11 protein-coding genes and 1 pseudogene are annotated in these 21,071 nt (G+C 43.4%); 1 reads left to right on the top strand and 11 read right to left on the bottom strand.

All coding sequences use genetic code 11. The features are described 5' to 3' along the window. Positions 1–35: 35 nt before the first annotated feature. Entirely contained in the window at positions 36–2,213 is a 2,178-nt protein-coding gene (locus VM932_RS12920) for a TonB-dependent receptor (RefSeq protein WP_326279178.1), read from the top strand. 88 nt (positions 2,214–2,301) lie between these two features. Here the strand turns inward: VM932_RS12920 and VM932_RS12915 are convergent, their stop codons facing one another. The 11 genes and pseudogenes from VM932_RS12915 to VM932_RS12865 all read right to left on the bottom strand — a co-directional run. After that, on the bottom strand, positions 2,302–3,228 hold the full coding sequence (locus VM932_RS12915; protein ID WP_326279177.1) for a TerC family protein: 927 nt from the start codon (positions 3,226–3,228) through the stop codon (positions 2,302–2,304). A gap of 40 nt (positions 3,229–3,268) precedes the next feature. After that, complete coding sequence (locus VM932_RS12910; protein ID WP_326279176.1) at positions 3,269–4,897, bottom strand: sulfatase family protein; 1,629 nt, start codon at positions 4,895–4,897, stop codon at positions 3,269–3,271. A gap of 7 nt (positions 4,898–4,904) precedes the next feature. Next, complete coding sequence (gene bglX, locus VM932_RS12905) at positions 4,905–7,172, bottom strand: beta-glucosidase BglX (protein ID WP_326279175.1); 2,268 nt, start codon at positions 7,170–7,172, stop codon at positions 4,905–4,907. A 25-nt stretch (positions 7,173–7,197) separates the two neighbouring features. Then, entirely contained in the window at positions 7,198–8,001 is an 804-nt protein-coding gene (locus VM932_RS12900; protein ID WP_326279174.1) for a carboxylesterase family protein, read from the bottom strand. Position 8,002: 1 nt separating this feature from the next. Beyond that, positions 8,003–9,382, bottom strand: a complete 1,380-nt coding sequence (locus tag VM932_RS12895) for a glucoamylase family protein (RefSeq protein WP_326279173.1) — start codon at positions 9,380–9,382, stop codon at positions 8,003–8,005. Further along, on the bottom strand, positions 9,375–10,751 hold the full coding sequence (locus VM932_RS12890; RefSeq protein ID WP_326279172.1) for a glucoamylase family protein: 1,377 nt from the start codon (positions 10,749–10,751) through the stop codon (positions 9,375–9,377). The genes VM932_RS12895 and VM932_RS12890 overlap by 8 nt, the downstream gene beginning before the upstream one ends. Positions 10,752–10,789: 38 nt before the next feature. Next, positions 10,790–13,162 (bottom strand): LamG-like jellyroll fold domain-containing protein, encoded by a 2,373-nt coding sequence (locus tag VM932_RS12885; protein WP_326279171.1) that lies wholly within the window; start codon positions 13,160–13,162, stop codon positions 10,790–10,792. Between the two features lie 23 nt (positions 13,163–13,185). Next, positions 13,186–14,736, bottom strand: coding sequence for a RagB/SusD family nutrient uptake outer membrane protein (locus VM932_RS12880; protein WP_326279170.1), 1,551 nt, complete (start codon positions 14,734–14,736; stop codon positions 13,186–13,188). A gap of 11 nt (positions 14,737–14,747) precedes the next feature. Continuing rightward, a complete protein-coding gene (locus tag VM932_RS12875; protein WP_326279169.1) occupies positions 14,748–17,786 on the bottom strand; it encodes a SusC/RagA family TonB-linked outer membrane protein in 3,039 nt (1,012 codons plus the stop codon). A 233-nt stretch (positions 17,787–18,019) separates the two neighbouring features. Then, positions 18,020–20,776 (bottom strand): Two component regulator three Y domain-containing protein, encoded by a 2,757-nt coding sequence (locus VM932_RS12870; RefSeq protein ID WP_326279168.1) that lies wholly within the window; start codon positions 20,774–20,776, stop codon positions 18,020–18,022. A gap of 205 nt (positions 20,777–20,981) precedes the next feature. Further along, positions 20,982–21,071, bottom strand: a pseudogene (locus VM932_RS12865) (gluconate 2-dehydrogenase subunit 3 family protein); the annotation flags it as partial.

The following is a 21,071-nucleotide window of genomic DNA, read 5'->3' as shown; positions in this document are numbered from 1 at the left end:
TGGCCGTAATTCAGCATACTTCAAAATCCATATCAATGAAAATAAAATTATTTATGATATTGTCCCTTGTCGGGATGGTATCCATATACGCACAAAACACACTTGACATTACAGTTAAGGATTCCCTCAGCAATGAACCGCTAATTGGGGTCACTGCGGTTTTGCCCTCCCTTAATCAAGGAACCATCTCCGACGAAGCGGGTAAAATCCATATGGAAAATATCCCCAATGGCATCTACAAACTACGGTTGAGCTATATGGGCTATGCAATCCTGGAACGCAGCCTTTCCTTTCCTTTGGATGAGGCAGCTCAAGGACAGACCTTTTTCCTTGTGCCCCAAACAGAGGAAATGGAAGAGATTACACTAGTGTCAACAAGAAGCACCAGAACCATTGAGGACATTCCCACCAGGGTCGAGGTTATTGCGGGGGAGGAACTCTCCGAAAAAGGCAATATGAAACCTGGGGATATTCGAATGTTGCTCAATGAGAGTACAGGTATCCGAACACAACAAACATCTGCCACAAGTTACAATTCAAGCATACGTATTCAAGGTCTGGATGGCAAGTACACCCAACTCCTTCGTGACGGATTTCCGTTGTATTCGGGGTTTGCCAGCGGGCTCAGTTTAATGCAAATCGCACCTTTGGACCTAAAACAGGTAGAGGTAATCAAGGGGTCAAGCTCTACCCTATACGGTGGAGGGGCCATTGCAGGACTGGTAAACCTGATCTCCAAAACGCCCGAGGATGAACCCGAGCTTAGCTTTATGGCAAACGGAACCTCTGCCCTTGGGTTGGACCTTAGTGGTTTTTACTCCCAAAAATTCAACAAAATAGGAACAACGGTATTCGCTTCGTATAACCTGGGCACACCCTACGATCCCGCTGATATCGGATTAACAGCCATCCCAGAATTCGATCGCTTTACCCTTAATCCCAAGTTGTACTGGTATTTGGGCGAACAAACCGAACTCCTACTAGGATTTAATGCCATTTGGGAAGACCGTCTTGGGGGAAACATGGATTATGTAAAAGGCGAGTCCGTGTCCAATCCCTATTTTGAATCCAATGAAACGGAGCGAATCTCCACCCAATTGGGGTTTAAACATGCCTTTACTGATCAAAAACGATTGGAAGTCAAAAACAGTTTCAGTTTTTATGATCGAAGTATAGCGATTCCCGATTTCACATTTACGGGGTATCAACGCTCTTCTTTTAGCGAACTAAACTTTTCTGCAAATTCAGAAAATGACCTGGAATGGGTCTTTGGAGCCAATCTCTGGACAGAATACTTTAATGATACAAGGGATAGCGATACCAATGCCCTGGACCAATCCTATCAGATTTTTGGCCTGTTTGCACAAAATGTATGGCCCATCGACGAGACTTTTTCCGTGGAAACCGGTTTTCGTGCCGATTTCCATTCCGATTATGGAGCCATGGCCCTTCCGCGACTATCAATACTCTACGAGCCCAATAGCTCACTTACTTTTAGATTGGGCGGAGGAATGGGTTACAAGACTCCTACCGTGTTCACAGAAGATGCGGAACGCCTGCAATTCAGGAACGTACTGCCCATCAATACAAATGATGCCGACCTCGAACGTTCCCTGGGGGGTAATTTTGATGTAAACTATAAGTGGGTTCCCATGCCAGGAATGACAATGTCCATCAATACACTCCTTTTTTATACCAAAATCAACGACCCCATAACGCTTGTCCCAAATGAAAATGGGTTCTATAGCTTTCAACAACCGGACGGATATGTTGATACCCATGGTGCCGAGATCAACCTAAAAGTTAAGTACGGTGATTTCAAATTGTTCACCGGTTACACCCATGCCAATGTTAAACAGCATGAAAACGGAATGGTGTCAGATTTTCCATTGGTGGCCAAACACCGCTTAAATAATGTGCTGATGTACGAAAAAGAAAAAAATCTTTGGGTAGGGCTCGAAGCCTATTATTACAGTCCACAAAAACTGGACAATGGTGAAACGGGCCAATCCTATTGGATTCTTGGATTGATGAGTGAAAAGAAACTCGGTGAGAAATTTTCGATTTTTTTAAATTTTGAAAACTTTTTGGATACCAGACAAACCCGTTTCAGTGCAATTTACACAGGGAACCTAAGCAATCCAGAGTTTTTGGACATATACGCCCCGGTTGATGGCTTTGTTATCAATGGCGGTTTTAAAATAAAGCTGTAGAAATTAAATTGAATCAAGATTTAGCGTGGCAGGCATTGGATTCAAGGGGTGTCGACCATCAATATATCGGCATCCCTTTTTCTTTACATCAACTCTTCTTCGAAACGATTACACCAACAAATAGGGCAATGCCAATGAAGCACAACGAAACCCATTCTGGAAAAGTATAGTGGTGTGCGAGAATCATTTTTATACCCACAAAACTAAGTATGGCCACGAGACTGTATTTGAGGTAGTAGAACCTACTTATCATGTTCGATAGGAAGAAATACATCGACCTTAGGCCCAAAATGGCAAATATGTTTGAACTGAAGACCAAAAAGGGATCGGATGTAATCGCCAAAATGGCCGGAACACTGTCCAAAGCGAAGAGAATATCCGTAAACTCAATAATTACAAGAGCAATAAACAGTGGTGTGGCGGCGGTAATATGGCGTATTTTGATAAAGAATTTCTGGCCCTGCATATGCGTAGTGATGGGCATAACCTTTCTAAGGTTCCTATAGATGAACGACTTTTTGGGATTGAAGGCCTCCTGCTTGGAAACCAGCATTTTTATGGCCGTAAAGATCAAAAAAGCACCAAAGATATAGGTCATAAAACCGAACTTCTTAATCAATGCCACTCCAAAAAATATCATGAGCGCCCTAAAAACAATAGCTCCCAATATTCCCCAGAACAATACCCTATGTTGGTATTTTTGTGGAATTTGAAATGATCCGAAAATCACCGCTATAACAAAAATATTGTCAATACTCAACGAAAGTTCGATGAGGTAGCCAGTAATATATTTTAAACTGGCATCCATGGGGGTAAGCGCATCTACATTATCTATCTTTCCGCTACCATATAACCAATAGACAACCCCTGAAAATAAAATGGATAAGGTAACCCAAACACTGGTCCATATAGACGCTTCCTTGACGCTTATAACATGGGGGTTTTTATTGAAAACACCAAGATCCAAGGCCAAAAAGACAAGGATTCCCAATAGGAACAGAATCCAAACGGTCATAATTTCGAAGATTTAGCTAGCTAAATTAAAAAATATAACACTATTGAATCGGTATTCCACGCAGTTTTTCAAAAGCTTTATAAGTTTTGTCCACCTTTTCCTTCGGCGTAGTTCCAAACTCCTTATCGGTTACTTTGTAATACGTTTGTAAACTATCCAATTTTTTGTGCATGGAAGCTATTACACCTCTATATTTTTCATCATTGATGGCATTGTGCAATTCTTTGGGATCCTCTTCCAAATCATAAAACTCCCATTCATCAATATCATCGTAAAAATGGATAAGTTTGTACCTATCTGTTCGCACCCCATAGTGCCGTTTTACCATGTGAAAGGCTGGAAAATCATAGTAGTGATAATATACAGCATCTTTGAATTCGTCCTCGGAACCCTCCAATAACCCCTTAAAAGATTCGCCCTGCATCTTAGCAGCATATTCTTGGCCGCCCGCCAAGTCCAAAAAGGTCGGGGCAAAATCCAAGTTTTGCACCAAGGCATCAATATGGGTTCCTGGTTCGATGACCCCTGGCAATTGCATCAACAAAGGCATTTTCATCGACTCTTCGTACATAAATCGCTTATCGAACCAACCGTGCTCACCCAAATAGAATCCTTGATCGGAGGTATAGACCACCAATGTGTTTTCGTCCAATCCAGTCGCTTCCAAATAGTCCAAAATTTTCCCAATACCTTCATCAACAGATTTTACCGTGGCCAAATATTCATGCAAATAACGTTGCCCTTTCCATTCTGCCAGTTCCTTACCATGCAAATCGGCCTCATAAAAAGCATTGTTTTTTGGAAGATAGGCCTCGTCCCAAATGTTACGCTGTTCCGGGGTCATGCGGTCAAAATCTGTGGTCCATGGATTATGGGCCAAATCGGTACTACCATAACCATCGCTCATTTTTAGGTCATGACCCTCGTACATATCTTTGTAAATGGTCTGTTGTTGTTCGGCAGCGGCCCGCTGATTCTCAAATTCCGGAAAATAGGTGTCGGGCAAGGGAAATGTAATCGAATCATAAACATTTAAATGACGTAGTGCCGGCATCCAATTGCGATGCGGGGCTTTGTGGTGCACCATTAAATAGAAAGGCTTTTGGTTTCCCTCCCGCTGCTTGAGCCATTCCAAACTCTTGTCCGTTATCAAATCAGTGGCATAACCTTCGACCACGGTGGTATCCCCTCCTTGAATAAATTCAGGATTGTAATAGTTCCCTTGATCGTTCAGAATATCCCAATAATCAAATCCTGTGGGTTTACCGTGCAAATGCCATTTTCCGACAATGGCGGTTTCATAACCCAGTTTTTTCAAATGCTTCGGCAATGTGGGCTGACTGTTGTCAAACCGTTCCCCGTTCATCCGAAAACCATTGATGTGACTATGTTTTCCCGTTAAAATCACCGCCCTGCTGGGTCCGCAAATGGAATTGGTGCAAAAGTTATTCTGAAAAATGGCCCCATTCTTGGCGATGCGGTCAATGTTTGGGGTCGGCGCCAATTTCCCCAACTCATGCCCATAAGCACTAATGGCCTGAAAGGCATGATCATCCGACATGATAAAAATGATGTTCGGCGGTCCTTTGGCAACTTGATCCTTTGGTTTTTCTTGTTGTTTACATGAAACAATTAAAAGTAAACCGATAAGGGCTAATTCTATTCGCATGCTAAATTTATTTAAGCGTAAATGTTTCTGATAGTTCGGCATCGGAATTAGTTCCCACAAACACTTCAAATTCTCCCGGTTCCGACACAAATTCCAGTTGGGCGTTGTAGAATTTCAGATCATCTGGTGGCAAAGTGATGGTTACCTCCTTACGCTCCCCTTTCTTCAGCATCACCTTTTGAAAACCTTTTAACTGGCGTTTTGGCGGTGTAATGCTCCTCACCACATCCCGAAGGTACAATTGCACTACTTCTTCCCCGTCAAAATTACCTGTATTGGTAATTGTCACAGTAGCAGAAATAGCTTCACCTTGATGGATTTCTTTTTTGTTCAATCGCAGATTGGAATACTCAAAAGTAGTATAGCTCAATCCATAACCAAATGGCAACAAAGGCGCATTGGGTGCATCCAGATAGTTTGACCTGAATTTTTGGAACTCCCCGCTTTCTGGTGCTGGCCTTCCAGTAACCTTTGTACTGTGGTAAATGGGTATTTGCCCCACATTCACGGGCCAGGTAGCCGTTAATTTTCCAGAGGGATTGTAATCTCCAAAAACCACATCGGCAATAGCGTTCCCTGCTTCCACTCCGGGGTGCCAAACCTGTAAAATGGACACGGGCATTTCGAATTCATCAGGAATCGTCAAGGGTCTTCCGCTCATCAACACCAATGCAACAGGTTTTCCTGTTTCTACCAATGCTCTGATTAATTTCTTTTGACTCGCTGGAATGGAAATATCGGTGCGACTGGAGGATTCTCCGCTCATTTCGGTGGCTTCACCAACCACGGCCACCACAACATCCGAAGTTTTTGCCAAATCCACGGCCTCTTTCAACATGGCTTCTGGTGAGCGTTCATCCATTACTATTCTTGGACCTAAAGCATTTACATTCTTGGCAAAATCGGCATCATCAGAAATGTTGGCACCCTTTGCGTATTTGATTTCTGCGTCTGATGCTACGTTCTTAAATCCTTCCAAAATGGTAACGGCCAATTTAAAATCACCTGTGGGCGCCCAAGTTCCGAGCATGTTTTCCCTACTGTCGGCCAACGGGCCTACCAATGCAATCTTGCCTTGCTTTTTTAGGGGAAGCATGTTATTGTGATTTTTTAGCAATACGAAAGACCGAGTTGCCAATTTGCGGGCCAATGCCCTGTTCTCATCCGTCAAGATATCTTTCTTAGGACGTTTGGAATCCAAGTATTTGTATGGGTCATCAAGCAGACCTGAAATATATTTGGCTTCCAACACCCTGCGGCATGCATTTGTAATGTCTTCCTCGGTAACTTTTCCTTCATCCAAAGATTTCTTCAAAGTGGTCAAAAAGCCCTCGCCTACCATATCCATATCCAAACCGGCTTTCAATGCCAAAGCTGAAACGGCTTGAAGGTCACCCAACCCATGCGGAATCATTTCGTTGAGGGATGTATAGTCCGAAACCACAAAACCATCAAACCCCCATTGATCACGGAGAACATCGGTCAACAACCATTTGTTTCCCGTAGCGGGCACACCATCCACATCGTTAAAAGAACTCATTACGCTGGCCGCACCAGCATCAATGGCCGCTTTGTACGGTAGCATGTATTGGTTGAACATTTTGATCTTGCCCATGTCCACCGAACCATAATCACGTCCCGCTTCCGCAGCGCCATATAAGGCAAAGTGCTTCACACAGGCCAACATGGTATGGGCCGCGGCCAAATCATCCCCTTGATATCCTTTTACCATAGCTTCGGCAACTTTGGAACCAAGGTATGGGTCCTCTCCAGCTCCTTCGGCAATACGGCCCCATCGTGGGTCACGGGCAATATCGACCATAGGGGAAAAATTCCAGTTGATGCCATCAGCAGTGGCTTCCCTAGCAGCCATTTGGGCGGCTTGTCTTACCAAATCCATATCCCAAGTGGATGATAGGCCCAACGGAATCGGATAGGTAGTCTTGTACCCATGGATGACATCGGAACCAATAAGCAAGGGTATGCCCAAACGACTTTCATTTACCGCAATTTCTTGGGCTTTGCGCACCCTATCCGGTCCAGCAACACCAAATAGCCCGCCTACTTGTCCGGCCTTGATCTTGGTTCCCACATTTTCACTCACTACTTCGCCCGTAGCAACTCCACCTCCTGGTGTCAGCAGGTTTAACTGACCAATTTTTTCTTCAATGGTCATTTTTTGTAAAAGCTCCTCTACTTCAGGAATTCGTTCCTGGGCATTGGCACTTCCCAAAACGAAAACTAAAATGAAGAAGAGTGATTTTTTATAGTTCATGATCAGGTTGTTTTCTGTATGCTTTTTATTCTGATGTTTCCTGAATTGTTTTTCTAGTGTTCGAAAACAACCAAGGCAATAAATCTGGCTCGGCAAACGCTGGGTCCCAGCTGTTGTGATTGGCAAAATCGTACATGGTGAATTTTGGGTGAGCACCTGCTTTTAATAAAGCGGAAACCATTTCCATGGACTGCAAGGGGTTTACCACATTGTCCTGTGCTCCATGAAAAACCCACAATGGTGTGTTTTTGGCATACACCGAAACGGATTCAGGTTCCCCTCCTCCACAAATTGGAATTGCGGCAGCAAATGTCCCTGGTTTTCTGCTCAACAATTCAAAAGTTCCCATTCCTCCCATGGAAAGACCCATCAAATAGACCTGATCATCCTTGGTATAAGGTTCCGCTATGGTGGTCTCGAGCAAATCCATTACCATTTCCAACGGTTTTGTGGGTCCTTCGCTGTAGGTAAAGTCCAAATTGATGGGATAGGAACTTCTATCCACATCTACACTGGCCCAATAACTGTCTTTTGGACACTGAGGAAATATGACAACTGCCGGATATCGTTCTTGCAGATAATCCGTAGCGAACAATTTGCCACCATTCCACAGTTGTTTTTCATTGTCGTTTCCGCGCTCTCCTGCCCCATGAAGAAAAAGTATTACGGGATATTTTCCGTCCTCTTTAAAATTCTTTGGATACATAATACGATATCGTAAAGTATCGTTCCCATCAATAAGCATTTTGGCTTCGTATTTTGATTGCCATTGTGCAGCGGCCAAATTACAAGCAAGGAACAGTAGAAAAAATGATAATTGTCTTGTCATATCAAAATCCAAGTTTGGTCAAACCAGCTTGAATGTCTTTGTTACCCATAAACAAATTCCAAAGCAAACCGGTTCGATAGTTTTCAATCATGATGATCTGTGGTCCTTGATCTATGGCCAGATATGCTTCTGCAACCCAATCGTATTCTGGGCTGAAGGCATCGTAAAACCCGGCTGGACCCAACAAATCATCTCTATTCTTATAAAAGTAATGCATTGCATCCAAAGATTCGTCCGGTGCATAAGGAATTGAGCTTATTGCCGCTGTTGGCGATATGACCCCGGTATCGTTGTTAGGACTATGGGCGTTGTACCCCATGCTTCCATCGTTGTTTCGGGAGTAACTCGCCGTTAACCCCCAACAATCTTCGCCATAATCTTGATAAAAATCGGGATTGGCTACGCAGTACTCGTAATTGATCATGGTATGGTTGACATTTACATCCCAGTAATCCACATAATCATCGGAAAGATTTCGAGGGTCCAGCCCTAAATAGGAATAGTGCGCCCAAAACAAAGGTCCACCAAACTGTTCAGAGCCATTGTGTTTTACCAAGAGTGGATAACCGTACTGTGTATTCGCCGATTGGATTCCTCCACCGGAGGCCCAACCATTAGCATATACTTCCTTTTCAATGCCGAAATCTGGTGAGGCAGCAGCCATGATATAGGTGATCAACACCTCATTATACCCTTTTAGTTGAAGGTTGATATCGAAACCATGATTGGGGCTCCAATGCCAGTACAACACATTTTGGTTTTGGGTGTACCAATCCCACTCCACACCTTTCCAAAGGTCATCAGCTTGCAAGGCCAAGGCTTGCTCGGTATCTGAGCCATTTTTAAAATATTCTTTGATGCAGATGAGGCCTTGTGCCAAGAAAGCGGTTTCCACCAAATCGCCTCCATCGTCCAAATCGCTAAATGGAATTACGGCCCCTGTGGAACCATTAATCCAATGTGACCATGCTCCGTGAAAGCGATCGGCGTTTTCCAAGAAATCCAACAGGGTGGTCAATCGCCCCAATCCTTCGGCCCTGGAAATATACCCTCTTTCTATTCCGACCAAAATGGCCATCAGGCCAAACCCAGTTCCTCCAGCGGTCACCACCCCTTCACTGTTGCCCGGGTCATTTGGATGATACCTTTCCCTGGCTCCTCCAGAATCGGCATCGGCAAAGTCCCAAAAATATTTAAAGGTGGTCTCTTGGGTAAGGTCCAATAATTCCTCATCAGAAATCGTGGGTTCCTCATCGTCGTCGTCGACAGAACCGTTACCCGGAAGTTCTGGCTCTGTGGGAACATAGGTATAATCATCTCCTCCCCCACAGGATAACATCACTAAAGAAACAAGAAAAAGGTATATCGCGGTTTTAATCATTTGCTATTTCCATATTTGGGCTTTGAAAGCCCAATTTTTTGAGGCCGTTTTGAACCTCTTTATTTGCCATGAACAATTTCCAGAATAGTCCGCTACGGTAATTTTCTATCATTACGGGGATTGGCCCTTGATCTATAGCCAAATATCTTGGCAGGTACCAATCATCCTCCAAACTAAAGGCATCATAAGGTCCGTATTTGCCTATCAGGCTATCCTGTTCGTTGTACATGAACCTTAAAAACTGTTTGCTCTCTTCCGGAGTATAGGGCATAGAGGAAAGTGCAGCGGTTGGGGATATTACGCCCAAATCTTCTCCTGGGCGGTGTCCGGCATAGCCTTTTATGGAGTAGCTGGAGGTCAAGCCCCAGCAATCTTCTCCATACCCCTCATAATCCTTGGGATTGTCCACACAATATTTATAATGAATTAGCGCATGGTTCCGGTTCAATTTCCAGTAATCACCGAACTGATCGGTAAGCCCTTTTGGGTTCAAACCTAAATAGGAATAATGTGCCCAGAAAAGTGGTCCTACAGGAGCATCACTATGTTCATAATGGTTTAGCTCTGTTTCCAAACCATAGTAAGTGGTGTCCTTAGCGATCTGACCGTCCACGGCCCATCCTTTTTCATAAACGGATTTATCAATCGGGTGTGTTGGGGATGCCGCCGCCAAAATGTACATGATGAGGGCTTCGTTATAGCCACCCACGGGAAAATTCATTTCCCATTTATACTCTGGGCTCCAATGCCAGTACAATACATCTTCACCGTTTTTGGTGTACCAGTCCCACTCAACCTCTTCCCAAAGTTGTTGTATTTTTTGGGCCAGTTGTTTTTCGCGTTCGTTGCCATTTTTAAAATATTCCTTGACCGTTAAAAGGCCTTGAACCAAAAAGGCGGTCTCCACCAAATCCCCTCCATTGTCCTTTTTACTGAAAGGGGTTACTTTGCCGGATGGCAATAGCCAATGGGGCCACGCTCCGTGAAAGCGATCTGCTTTTTCCAGAAAACCAACGATACGCTCGTAGCGTTCGAGAGCTTGTTCACGGGAAATAAACCCTCTTTCCACACCGACCAGGATAGCCATGAGGCCAAAACCTGATCCTCCTGTGGTTATAATATCCTTATCGTGGTTGGGATAAATCCCGTCCATGTGCATACGCTCCCTGGCCAATCCTGAAATGGGTTCCGCACCTTCCCAAAAATAATTGAAGGTTTGGTACTGTACGCTGTCGAGCATCACCTCGTCGGCAATGGCAAGACTGTCCGCATCTATTTCGGTTGACTTTTTGGCCTCTTCCTTAGTTTTTTGGCCATTGCACCCTACAAGTAAAGTAACAATGGCCAATGGTAAAATGATTAACCTCATAAACTAACTGAATCAAATTTTTATAGTGCTATAGCACATTAATTATTCATAATTTCTTGGATTTCCTCTTGGGTCAGCGACCTATCGAAAAGGTATAGATCATCGATATAACTCAAATCGGATAAGTGGTTCCAACCAATAAAATTTGGTGCACCGGAACCTATTGAAAGTATAGAGCAGTTTTCCCAACTTATGGTTTTTCCAGCCATATCCCCTGTGTTGACAACAGGTTCTCCATTCAAATAAATCAAGGTTTCCGTTTCGGTAACGGTAAAGGCTACGTGCACCCACACATCTGCGGTGGCATCAATAACTTCTCCGTCGTTCCAAACGTCTCCGGCATCGGTTCCCAAATGTAATTTGATACGCTGCTCATCAGCGGTACCTTCCCTAATAAGCCTGAAGCCTGCAGAAAGATCGTTATCGGTTCCATTCATTGGTGGACTTACCGTTAAAATTCCCGCTCTATCTGGGTCTGAATTGACCTTGTACCAGAAAGCTCCACTAAATTGATTATTGAACAATCCATCAATCGGGAAAGTAAGGTAAGAATCGGTTGCACCGGCATAGGCGTCGCTACCTACGGCGCTTTCACCTGCGAAACTAGGCGTACCTACAACTGTGGCTTCTAGTCCGGAGTTGTCATCAATAGTAGATCCATCAAAAGGCATGTAAAGTGTGGAGCCGTAGTTTTTTGGTGTGACTTCTCCTCCAAAAACTTCTGCTACTTCTTCAGGAGAAAGCGATTTGCTATAGAATCTCAGGTCATCTATTATGCTATTATCCGATGCATGTCCCCAATAATCGAATGTTGGTCCGCCTGCACCTATAGTGAAGGTATCACAACCCGTCCAATCAATCGGTGCCGACATAGCAGATGACAATACTTCGGTCCCATTGAAATAGATAACATTTTCACTATTTGATATGGTAAAAGTGATGTGAACCCATTCACCTGCGGTTACATCTATTACACCTCCATCGTTCCAGCTTTCTCCAGCTCCTGTTCCTACGTTTAGCTTAATACGCTGTTCGTCGGCACTTCCTTCTCGGAAAAGTCTGAAACCTTGAAAACGATCTACTTCGTCATCTCCAATTGTTATGATTCCAGCCCTATCCGGGTTGGCATCCACTTTATACCAGAAGGATCCACTGAACTCTGAAGACTTCAATCCTTCTGCTGGATAGTTGATATAGGAATCGGTGGCGCCCAAATACGCTTGTTCCCCTACTTGACTTTCATCGGTGAAACTTGGCGAACCTACCTGGGTGGCAGCTTTGCTTCTCATTAGATCAATGTAATCTCCATCAAATGGCATATACAATGATTCACCATCGTATTGAGGGATGTATGGGTTGGCGGCATTTATCATAATTTGAACATCGCTCTGCGTCAATGCTTTGTCAAAAATGCGTAGCTCGTCCATTTGACTGGCGTCATAGCCATGATCCCAATAGTCAAAAGTTGGACCCCCGGCACCAATATGCAATTCCTCACAACCTGACCAATCTATTGGTCCTGCCATATCGGAAGTTAGCATTTCGATTCCGTTAAAGTATATGGTACTCTGGGTCTGGGAGATTGAAATGGCTACGTGAACCCACTCCCCCGCAGTTACATCAATCACTCCACCATCGTTCCAACTTTCGCCGGAACCGGTACCTACATTCAATTTGATTCGCTGTTCGTCGGCGTTTCCTTCGCGGAACAAACGGAAGCCCTGGTTTCTGTCCTCGGCACCGTCGCCAACCACTAAAATTCCGGCTCTATCTGGTGTTGGGTTGACCTTGTACCAGAATGCGGCACTAAATTCAGTACTTTTTAGGTTATCCATCGGGAAAGTCAAATATGAATCTACAGCACCTTGAAAAGCATCTGCACCCAAAAAGGCATCTCCAGCAAAACCTGGATTGCCTACTTCCCCAGCCTCTTGGAAGCTAATAAAGTCCATATAATCTGCATTGAACGGCATATAAAGAACCTCTCCATCAAATTGTGCACTGTACGGAGCCAATTTGGCAAAATTCACCTCTTGGGTCGTTGTTTTACCTTCGGCATCAGTAGCCGATACGGTAACTGTGTGCTCTCCATTGCCCAAACCGTCGTAGGTTACTTCTTCCAATACGATCCTATAATCTTTAAAAGAATTGAATGTTGCTATTTGTGAGCCATCCATGGACACGGTCACATTGACCACTTCGATATCGTCGGTTACCTCAAAAGTAATGTCTATTGAGGTTTCTTCTTCAAATGGCATGAGTTCCACCCCTTCGGTAGGATAGGTTATGGTAACCTGAGGAGCTGTTTCATCCACTCCGGCATCTACAGCCGTTATAGGGTCGATTCCCTCGTTACATGAAACCACCAGAAGCCCCAGGAGCATCATTATGGATTTAACTATATATTTCATCTTATGCTGTTTATTTAGTTAGTTTAATCTTCACTACTTCCACCACCCAAGGTCGGAAGTGCGTCAACTTGTGCTTGTGGATATGGTAATGGTTCTTTGTCTGCTGTAAAAGTTCGTCCGTCGTAGCTCAGTTCGGAGTAGTCATCCAAACGAATCATATCATAATAGCGGATTCCCCATTCCATTCCCAGTTCGGCAAACTTCTCGTCCATCACATCATCTGAGGAAACTCCAGATATGGATGGCATTCCCGCTCTGCTACGAACCAAGTTTACGGCTTGGTCTGCGGTCATTCCTGAACCGCTGGCTCCTCTGGTCAATGCTTCTGCATACATTAACAATATTTCTGCGTAGCGTATTACAATCATATTTTTTCCTCCACCGTAATCATTTCGTTGATCAGTGAGCTGTACTGATGGCAGGTAGTGTTTGCCACTAGAGAATAATGCTCTTGCATAATCATTTATGACATCCCCGTCTCTTGTGGTGTTATTCACAAAAGCGGGAAGTGTAGCATAGTTTGGATCTGTTTGCAACTCGGCGATACCTCTATCGGTCCAAAGTACACTGGTCTCCAAACGAACAGCTTCGTCCCTGTCCAGCATAAATTTGATAAACTTCATACTTGGTTCGTAAAAGCCCCACCCATCGGATGCGTTTTCCCTTGCAGGGGTCCAACCTTGGGGACCAAAAGGTGCGTAAAGGTGGTAAAACTCATCGCTGGTACTGGAACCGTAATCGGAAAATTGTAGCTCGAAAAGGCTTTCATCGCTCAATTCGCCAGGTTTTTTGAAAAGGCTATAAAAATCGGGGTACAATGAAAACTTATTGGAGTTGATTATTGCGGCACAGGCATCTGCCATACCTTGATAATCTTCCATTTCCATGTGGGCCATGGCTTTTAATGCAAAAGCCGTATAGCGGGTTACACCACCGGGAATGTCCGTTCTTTCATTTGGTCTTAAGTTGGGCAATACCGGAATGGCCTCATCCATTTGGTCGGATATGTATTGCATCATCTCCTGTTTGGTCGCGGTTCCGTTGGCGATCTCGGCATCGGGTTGTGTGGACTCGATGATGAAAACATCGTTCCAAACCCTTGCCAGATTGAAATGCAACCACGCCCTCATCACTTTTATCTCTGCAATGTATTGGTCTGCTGTTGCCTTCTCGCTTTCATCGGCGAAGTCCTTGAAATTTTCTATCAGCTCTATCTGGGTGTTCAATTCGACTATGTCACCATAATGGACATTCCAAAGTGAGTTGTACATCCAATACCCTTGATCGTAAACAAAATTATCGGTGTCCGCAAAAGGTTGTTGGTCTCCGAGTCCCCCTGCGTTTACATCGTCTCCACGAACGGAAAGCAATAAGGGTTCTTCCCATCCTCTTGTGGCAATTACATAATAGGAGCCGATCAATGCTTGGACCATATCCTCGGTCGCGGTGTAATCCAAATCATCGGCATTGAGCTGTCCTTCTCTTTCTTCGAACTTGTCCGAACATGATTGGATGGCAATCATCGCAATCAGGAGAAATACTACTTTATATAATAGGTTATTATTACGTTTCATCTCAATTTTTTTTATAGTTTAACATTAACACCTATGGTGTAAATCGCAGGAACTGGGTACGTTTGACGATCTACACCATCTGACACCTCTGGGTTAAACCCGTTGTAGCTAAATAATGTCAAAGGTCTTTCGGCTGTCAATGTGAATTTAAAATCGGGCATATTGCCTTTTAGTTTATCACCCCGGAGGGTGTAGGCCAACTGTATGTTCTGGATTCTGAAGAAATCTCCATCCTCTACCCAAAAATTGCTCAATCGTTGGTTCCAGCTGTTTCTAAGTCCTGCCGATGAGGGGTAGCTATTGCTAGTGCCTTCGCCGTGCCAACGGTTTTTGGCCAAATCGGCATCCATATTGGTATCGTTGGTAAAGATGACCTCGCCCCGTTTTCTGTTCAAGATTTTATTTCCTGATTGACCATAAAAATTCATGGAGAAACCAAAATCTTTATAATTTAATCCGAGGTTACCTCCGTAGGTAAACTTGGGAAGGAAAGAGCCCAATACGGTTCTATCCTGATCTGTAATGGCGCCATCCCCATCCCTATCATTAAATATCAAGTAACCGGGTTGAATATTCTGTCCATTTGCAATCGCGCTCTGTGCCACAGGGTCGGCATCAATTTGGGCTTGATTTTGGTAAACTCCGGTGGTTTCGTATCCATAAAATGCATACAATGGTTCTCCCTCCATAGTTCGCTGTCTAAACTCGGCAGAACCTGAATCAATATAACCTCTTTCGTCCTCAATCTCGATGGCCTCATTTTTTACCGTGGTAAAATTGGCTCCAACAGTATAGGTGAAATCGGACGTAATTTCATCACTCCAATTCAATGCGATCTCTACTCCCGAGTTGCGGATAACCCCCGAGTTTCTTGAAATTGTTTGGTCCGCAATGGGAATATACACGGGCATAATGGCATCTTCGGTGTCCCTTATGTAGTAATCAGCCTCAAGCGATAAACGATTGTTGAAGGTATTCATGTTGAAACCAAAGTCCAACTCTTCCACTACCTCCCAGGTTAAATCGGTGTATGTACTTGTAGCGGTAACCCCTGTATTCGGGGTATCGCCCAAATCAACAGTTTCATTTTCAATAGTGTTGGCTCCGGCACTTGCAGGAACATTGTCGTTACCCAATCGACCCCATGCGGCCCTTAATTTTAAGAAATCGAAGAAGCCCACGTTTTCCATGAACGGTTCTTGGGAAATTACCCAACCGGCACCTACCGAAGGGAAATACCCCCACTGCTCCTTGGTAAACTTCGAGGATCTATCTGCCCTAAATGTTCCGTAGAGCAAGTAGCGGTTTTTAAAGTTATAAGATACCCTTCCAAAATAGGATTGTCCGTAAATCCTTTTGTTTTCTTCTTCTACATTGTTGTTGAACGACAACGGGTCTGCAAAATCCAAATACCACGATGTCTCATAGTTGATTCCGGCAATATCGCTACCGGTGGCCTCAAACCTATTGGAAGCCTCGTCCCTAAAAGATGTACCTGCCATTACGGTTACATTGTGGTCTTCGGCATAGGTATCGGAATAGGTAAGAACGTTGTCCCAAATTTGGTTATAGTAATTGTTCTGCTTTCTATTGATGTCCGAGATTCGCTGATCTCCAAAGCCCATATTGTAAGGAAGGTTTACGTAGCGCTCTTCCAGTGCGGAAAAGTCTATATTATAGGTTGTCTTAAAGGTAAGCTTGTCCTTTATCAGGTCTGTTTCCAAATAGATATTGGCCAACAACTTACGAATCTTCAATCTGTTATCGTTGTAGTCCATATCCGGGAACGGGTTTTGTGTGCCCCTGTACCCCAATGCTTGAGCGTTGGCATAGCGTGTGGGTGTTGCCTCGGTGTTCATATCATCAAAAACAGGAAGAATAGGAACGGCAAAATATGCTTTGAACCAAGCTGAGTTTTCAGGGGTTTGCTGCGTTGCATTACTGAAAACGGTATTCACCCCCATTTTTAAATTATCGAGAACGTCCACATCCAGTTTGGAGCGGATATTGAACCGTTCGTACTCGTTTTTCATATCCAACAGACCTTCTTGGGAGAAGTAGTTTGTACCAAGGGAATAGGATACATTATCGGTACCTCCGGTAACACTTATACTGTGATTTTGAATAAGTCCATCACGAATGATCTCATCGTACCAATCCGTGTTTACATCGGGCACGTTCGGATTAATACGACTTCTGCCATAGCGTTGCATGGCATTCAATATAAATTGGACGTCCGCTTCGGAGCCAGACTCAACAGCCATGGTGACAAATTGTTCGGCATTGGCCATTTGTAAAACATTTTGGGCACGTTGAATACCTGTATAGCCATTATACTCTATGGTAGGTTTTCTGTTTTTTCCGCCGGACTTTGTTTCAATGATGATAACACCGTTGGCCGCCCTTACCCCGTAAATGGCCGAAGAGGAAGCATCCTTTAGTACGTTCATCGACTTGATGTCGTTGGGGTTCAAGAAATCTATATTGCTGTAAAACATGCCGTCTACCACATACAGCAAACTGGTTGCATTGGAATAGGTTCCCAAACCACGAATCCTAACTGTAGGAGAAGCTCCTGGTGAACCTGGCGATACAATCTGAACCCCGGCCACTTTGCCTTGCAAAGATTGAACTGGGTTTGCCGATGGTGTTTTTTCAATTTGTTCCGCATCCACTGTGGCAATGGAACCCGTTAAATCGGCTTTCTTTTGGGTACCGTAACCTACCACGACCACTTCGTCCAAGTTTTGGGTGTCTTCCTGCATGGTCAGATCAATGGTAGTCCTATTATTAATAGGTACCATTTGAGTTGTAAATCCGACGTAACTGAACACCAATGTTCCGTTACCCGGAATGTTCTCCAAACGATAATTACCATCGAAGTCTGTTTGAATCCCTGTTGTAGTGCCTTGTAGCACTATGCTTGCCCCGGGCAACGGTTGTCCTTGATCATCCATGACCGTTCCCGAAATCGTTATATTGTCTTGAGCCAAAAGTACAGCCTGAAACAACAAAAACGAGATTAGCAATAGTTTGCTTTTAATTTTCATAATTGTGCAAAAATAGAGTTAGATTTTTACTAAATTAATAAAGTAGCTTGTGATCAAAGGCTAGTTGGAATACATAAAAATTACATCATCAAATAAAGAGCTCAAAAGCCTTATTTCACCGTGTTTGCAGTAGTGCTCCTTATTTTGATGTAAAAAGAATTAACACTATGATGTAGTGTTGATGTAGTTTGTTAAATCACTTTTAACATACCTAAGTAAGCGATTCTATGGTTTTAAAAAGTGATAAGAAAATTGGAAAGGTTCTCCGAACTGTCCATATCGAGTTTTTTTCTCAATCGGTAACGGTGTATTTCCACTCCCCTGATCGTTATCCCCATTAGGGGGGCAATCTCCTTGGTAGAAAGATTCATTTTGAGGTATGCACATAATTTAAGGTCCTTTGGAGTCAATGCTGGGTATGATTTGAGCAGTCGCTCAAAGAAATCTTCGTGCAACTCCTTAAAATTGACTTCAAAACGTTTCCAATCTTCCGTATCCTCGATAGAACTGTTCAGTTTTTTAATGAAGGACCTGTATCGGTGGGAATTGGGGAATTTATCTTTGTTCATCACCAACATATTCTTAAGCTCCAATATCATTTCATTTTTTCTGGCGATGTTCAGTGTTGTACTGGCCAACTCATTTTGTTTGAGCTTTACTTCCTTGGCCAACTCTTCTTTTTCCAATTTTGCCATTCGTTCCTGTTGCTCCTGCTCCATACGTTCCATAAGCTCCCTATGCTTTCTTTCCAGTTTTTTTCTGTTGTACCGCCTTACCAAATAAATTGTCAAGACCACCAATGCCCCATAAAGAAAAAGACTCCACCACGAGAAATACCATGGTGGCAAGATTTCAAAGTTCAAGCTATTGGATTCGGATATGGCATTGCCCATACCCACGGTAGCCACTTTAAGGGTGTATGCGCCATAGGGCAGGTTTTGAAAGTTGATGAACCCGTTCTCTGCATACTCCGAATATTCCTTAGGACCTTCCAACTTGTAATAATAATGGGGCAATATATATTCTGGCGATGCCACCTCAATAGCTAGGGATTGAGAGCGTCCAAAGGGTATTTCCACAGATCCACCCAAAACGGAATGTTTTGCTTTCTGATCCTTTAAGACAACAAAATTTGGTACAGGAAGTTCCTGATTTTCGGAAAGACTTTTAAGGCCATTGGTGTTTATCTTGGCAAATCCATCCGTTAAAGTTATGTAGGATGCACTATCGTTCACCCTTACCACTTTCTGCGAATCCGGTGCCAATCGTTCCCTTAAGGGAAGATCCGTAATTAGTAGACTATCGCCTTTTAAATTGGTATGGATAATAGCCTTCTGCTCTTTATCATCTACAAACCAGAAATAGTGTTCATCAAAAAACAACAGCTCTTTGTTCTGGTAATACATGAACGCTTCAAACTTTTCGATGTGATCCACAATAGGATTATATGTAAACCAATTGCCCTCACTGTTGAGTACAATATTGTTTTTGATATTATAGAGCTTTACATTGTATTCACTCGGAGCGCCTTCGCTCTCAAAACTCTGGATCCTGTCCACCTTATCATATGTTCCCTTTCCAAAGTGAATCCTATAAAAACCTTTGTAGGGGTGTGCTGCCCAAAGAATATTGGGTGTTTCAAAACATAACTGTTTAATGGGATCATCAAATCCTTCAATTTTTGTCACTTCCCATTTGCCGTTATCCAATTTTTTGAACTTTGCGAGTCCGTTGTACGTACCCTGAACAAAGGTTGAGTTCGCATCCGGCACTTTGATTATTTGATATCCCCCCGCAATCGTCCCAACAAGTTCAAAACTGTTCTCGGTTACCCTATAGGTCCCTGTGTTGTGCCCACAGAGCAAATCACCCTCTATAACTTCCAAGTCCCAAACATGGCCTTGTGAACCACTTACAAACCTAAGTTCGTTGCCCTCAAAATAAAAGACCCCTGTGTTGCTTCCTAAGAATAATTTACCGTTGTACCATGCTATATCGTAGACCATGCCCAGCGTACCTGTATAGTCGGTATAGTATGCTATTGGGTTGTTCAGTTTTACCCGGGCAATTCCGTTATCCAACCCCAACCACAATTGATCTTTGAACAATAAAGAAGAAAGTACCGTGTTGTTTTGAAGACCGGATTCCCTATTCAATACGCTGTAACGCCTGGAAACAGTATCGTACAGGTACATTCCATTTTTAATGGTTCCCAAAGCCAGAAGACCGTTGCCCAAAAGGGTTATCTTATTTAGTTGATGTTGTTTTAGGTCGTCATTTATGGGAGCCGACCATGGTGATAATGTGCTGCCATCGTACAAAAAACAACCATGCAATTTGGTCCCTATCAAAAGTTTGTTTTGGAAAATGGCCATATCATTAACGGTCTTCCCCAACAAGATATCTTGGTTTGGCAGGGACACCAACCCCTGATCTTTCACCTCAAAAAGACCTACAGATCCCCCAGCTACAATCAATCTATCATTGAACTCAATAAAATCAGAAACCACATCTGGTGGATCCACAACGGATATTTTATTGTTATCATAGGAATAAATTGCTGAAAAGGAGCGGAACATTACCCTTCCATCCTTAGCTGGAAAAATTTCCCAGAATTCCTCACTGGTAAACGTATGGTCCTTAATAAGGTGCGTCAAGGAGGTATAGCCCAACTCTCCAAACCTGTTCTTGGTCCAGTAGCCAAACTCCTCGTACGAACCCGTATATACCCTATCACCGATACTCTCTACAGAACGTATTATGGTATTGTTGGGTAATTTGTTCAAAGTCCACTGCTCCCCATTATAATGGAGCAAGCCTTTGTTATTGGCTACAAAAAGTTCACCCTTGCCATTTACGGCAACATCCCAGTTTTTACTGCCTCCCTTATAATCCAGTAATTGATAATTTTGAATCGGGGGTAATAATTGTTGACCGTTAACCGATAAACGGACCAACAACAATATGATCGATAAAAGCCTGAAATGCATGCTGTACAGTTATGTATGATAAAGATCTTTTGAATCTTTGAATATACAAAACCATGGGGATTTTCAATTTATTTTAAAACGTGGTTTGAGATGGATTAATGAATACAGGCCCCTAAAAAGGAGCCTGTATCAAATTAACTAAACTAACTCAAATCCAATCTATGGCAGAATTTTCCATAAAGAAGCTTTGGTTATTCCATATACATTACGTTAAGAGGTTTCCATCCTCGTCCCATTCGGCGATGATGCCCCGCTTGCTCTGGTCCACACATTTGGCGAGCCATTCCTCGTCGTA

Origin of the sequence: Flagellimonas halotolerans (assembly GCF_035818535.1) — a bacterium.
GTDB classification, from domain to species: Bacteria; Bacteroidota; Bacteroidia; order Flavobacteriales; family Flavobacteriaceae; genus Flagellimonas; species Flagellimonas halotolerans.
Note: the sequence above shows the minus strand (reverse complement) of the source record. Positions and strands in the feature narration are given on the sequence as shown.

Coding starts and splice junctions, on each gene's coding strand:
- VM932_RS12920 (WP_326279178.1), top strand. CDS start 36: ATGAAAATAAAATTATTTATGATATTGTCCCTTGTCGGGATGGTATCC.
- VM932_RS12915 (WP_326279177.1), bottom strand. CDS start 3,228: ATGACCGTTTGGATTCTGTTCCTATTGGGAATCCTTGTCTTTTTGGCC.
- VM932_RS12910 (WP_326279176.1), bottom strand. CDS start 4,897: ATGCGAATAGAATTAGCCCTTATCGGTTTACTTTTAATTGTTTCATGT.
- bglX (WP_326279175.1), bottom strand. CDS start 7,172: ATGAACTATAAAAAATCACTCTTCTTCATTTTAGTTTTCGTTTTGGGA.
- VM932_RS12900 (WP_326279174.1), bottom strand. CDS start 8,001: ATGACAAGACAATTATCATTTTTTCTACTGTTCCTTGCTTGTAATTTG.
- VM932_RS12895 (WP_326279173.1), bottom strand. CDS start 9,382: ATGATTAAAACCGCGATATACCTTTTTCTTGTTTCTTTAGTGATGTTA.
- VM932_RS12890 (WP_326279172.1), bottom strand. CDS start 10,751: ATGAGGTTAATCATTTTACCATTGGCCATTGTTACTTTACTTGTAGGG.
- VM932_RS12885 (WP_326279171.1), bottom strand. CDS start 13,162: ATGAAATATATAGTTAAATCCATAATGATGCTCCTGGGGCTTCTGGTG.
- VM932_RS12880 (WP_326279170.1), bottom strand. CDS start 14,736: ATGAAACGTAATAATAACCTATTATATAAAGTAGTATTTCTCCTGATT.
- VM932_RS12875 (WP_326279169.1), bottom strand. CDS start 17,786: ATGAAAATTAAAAGCAAACTATTGCTAATCTCGTTTTTGTTGTTTCAG.
- VM932_RS12870 (WP_326279168.1), bottom strand. CDS start 20,776: ATGCATTTCAGGCTTTTATCGATCATATTGTTGTTGGTCCGTTTATCG.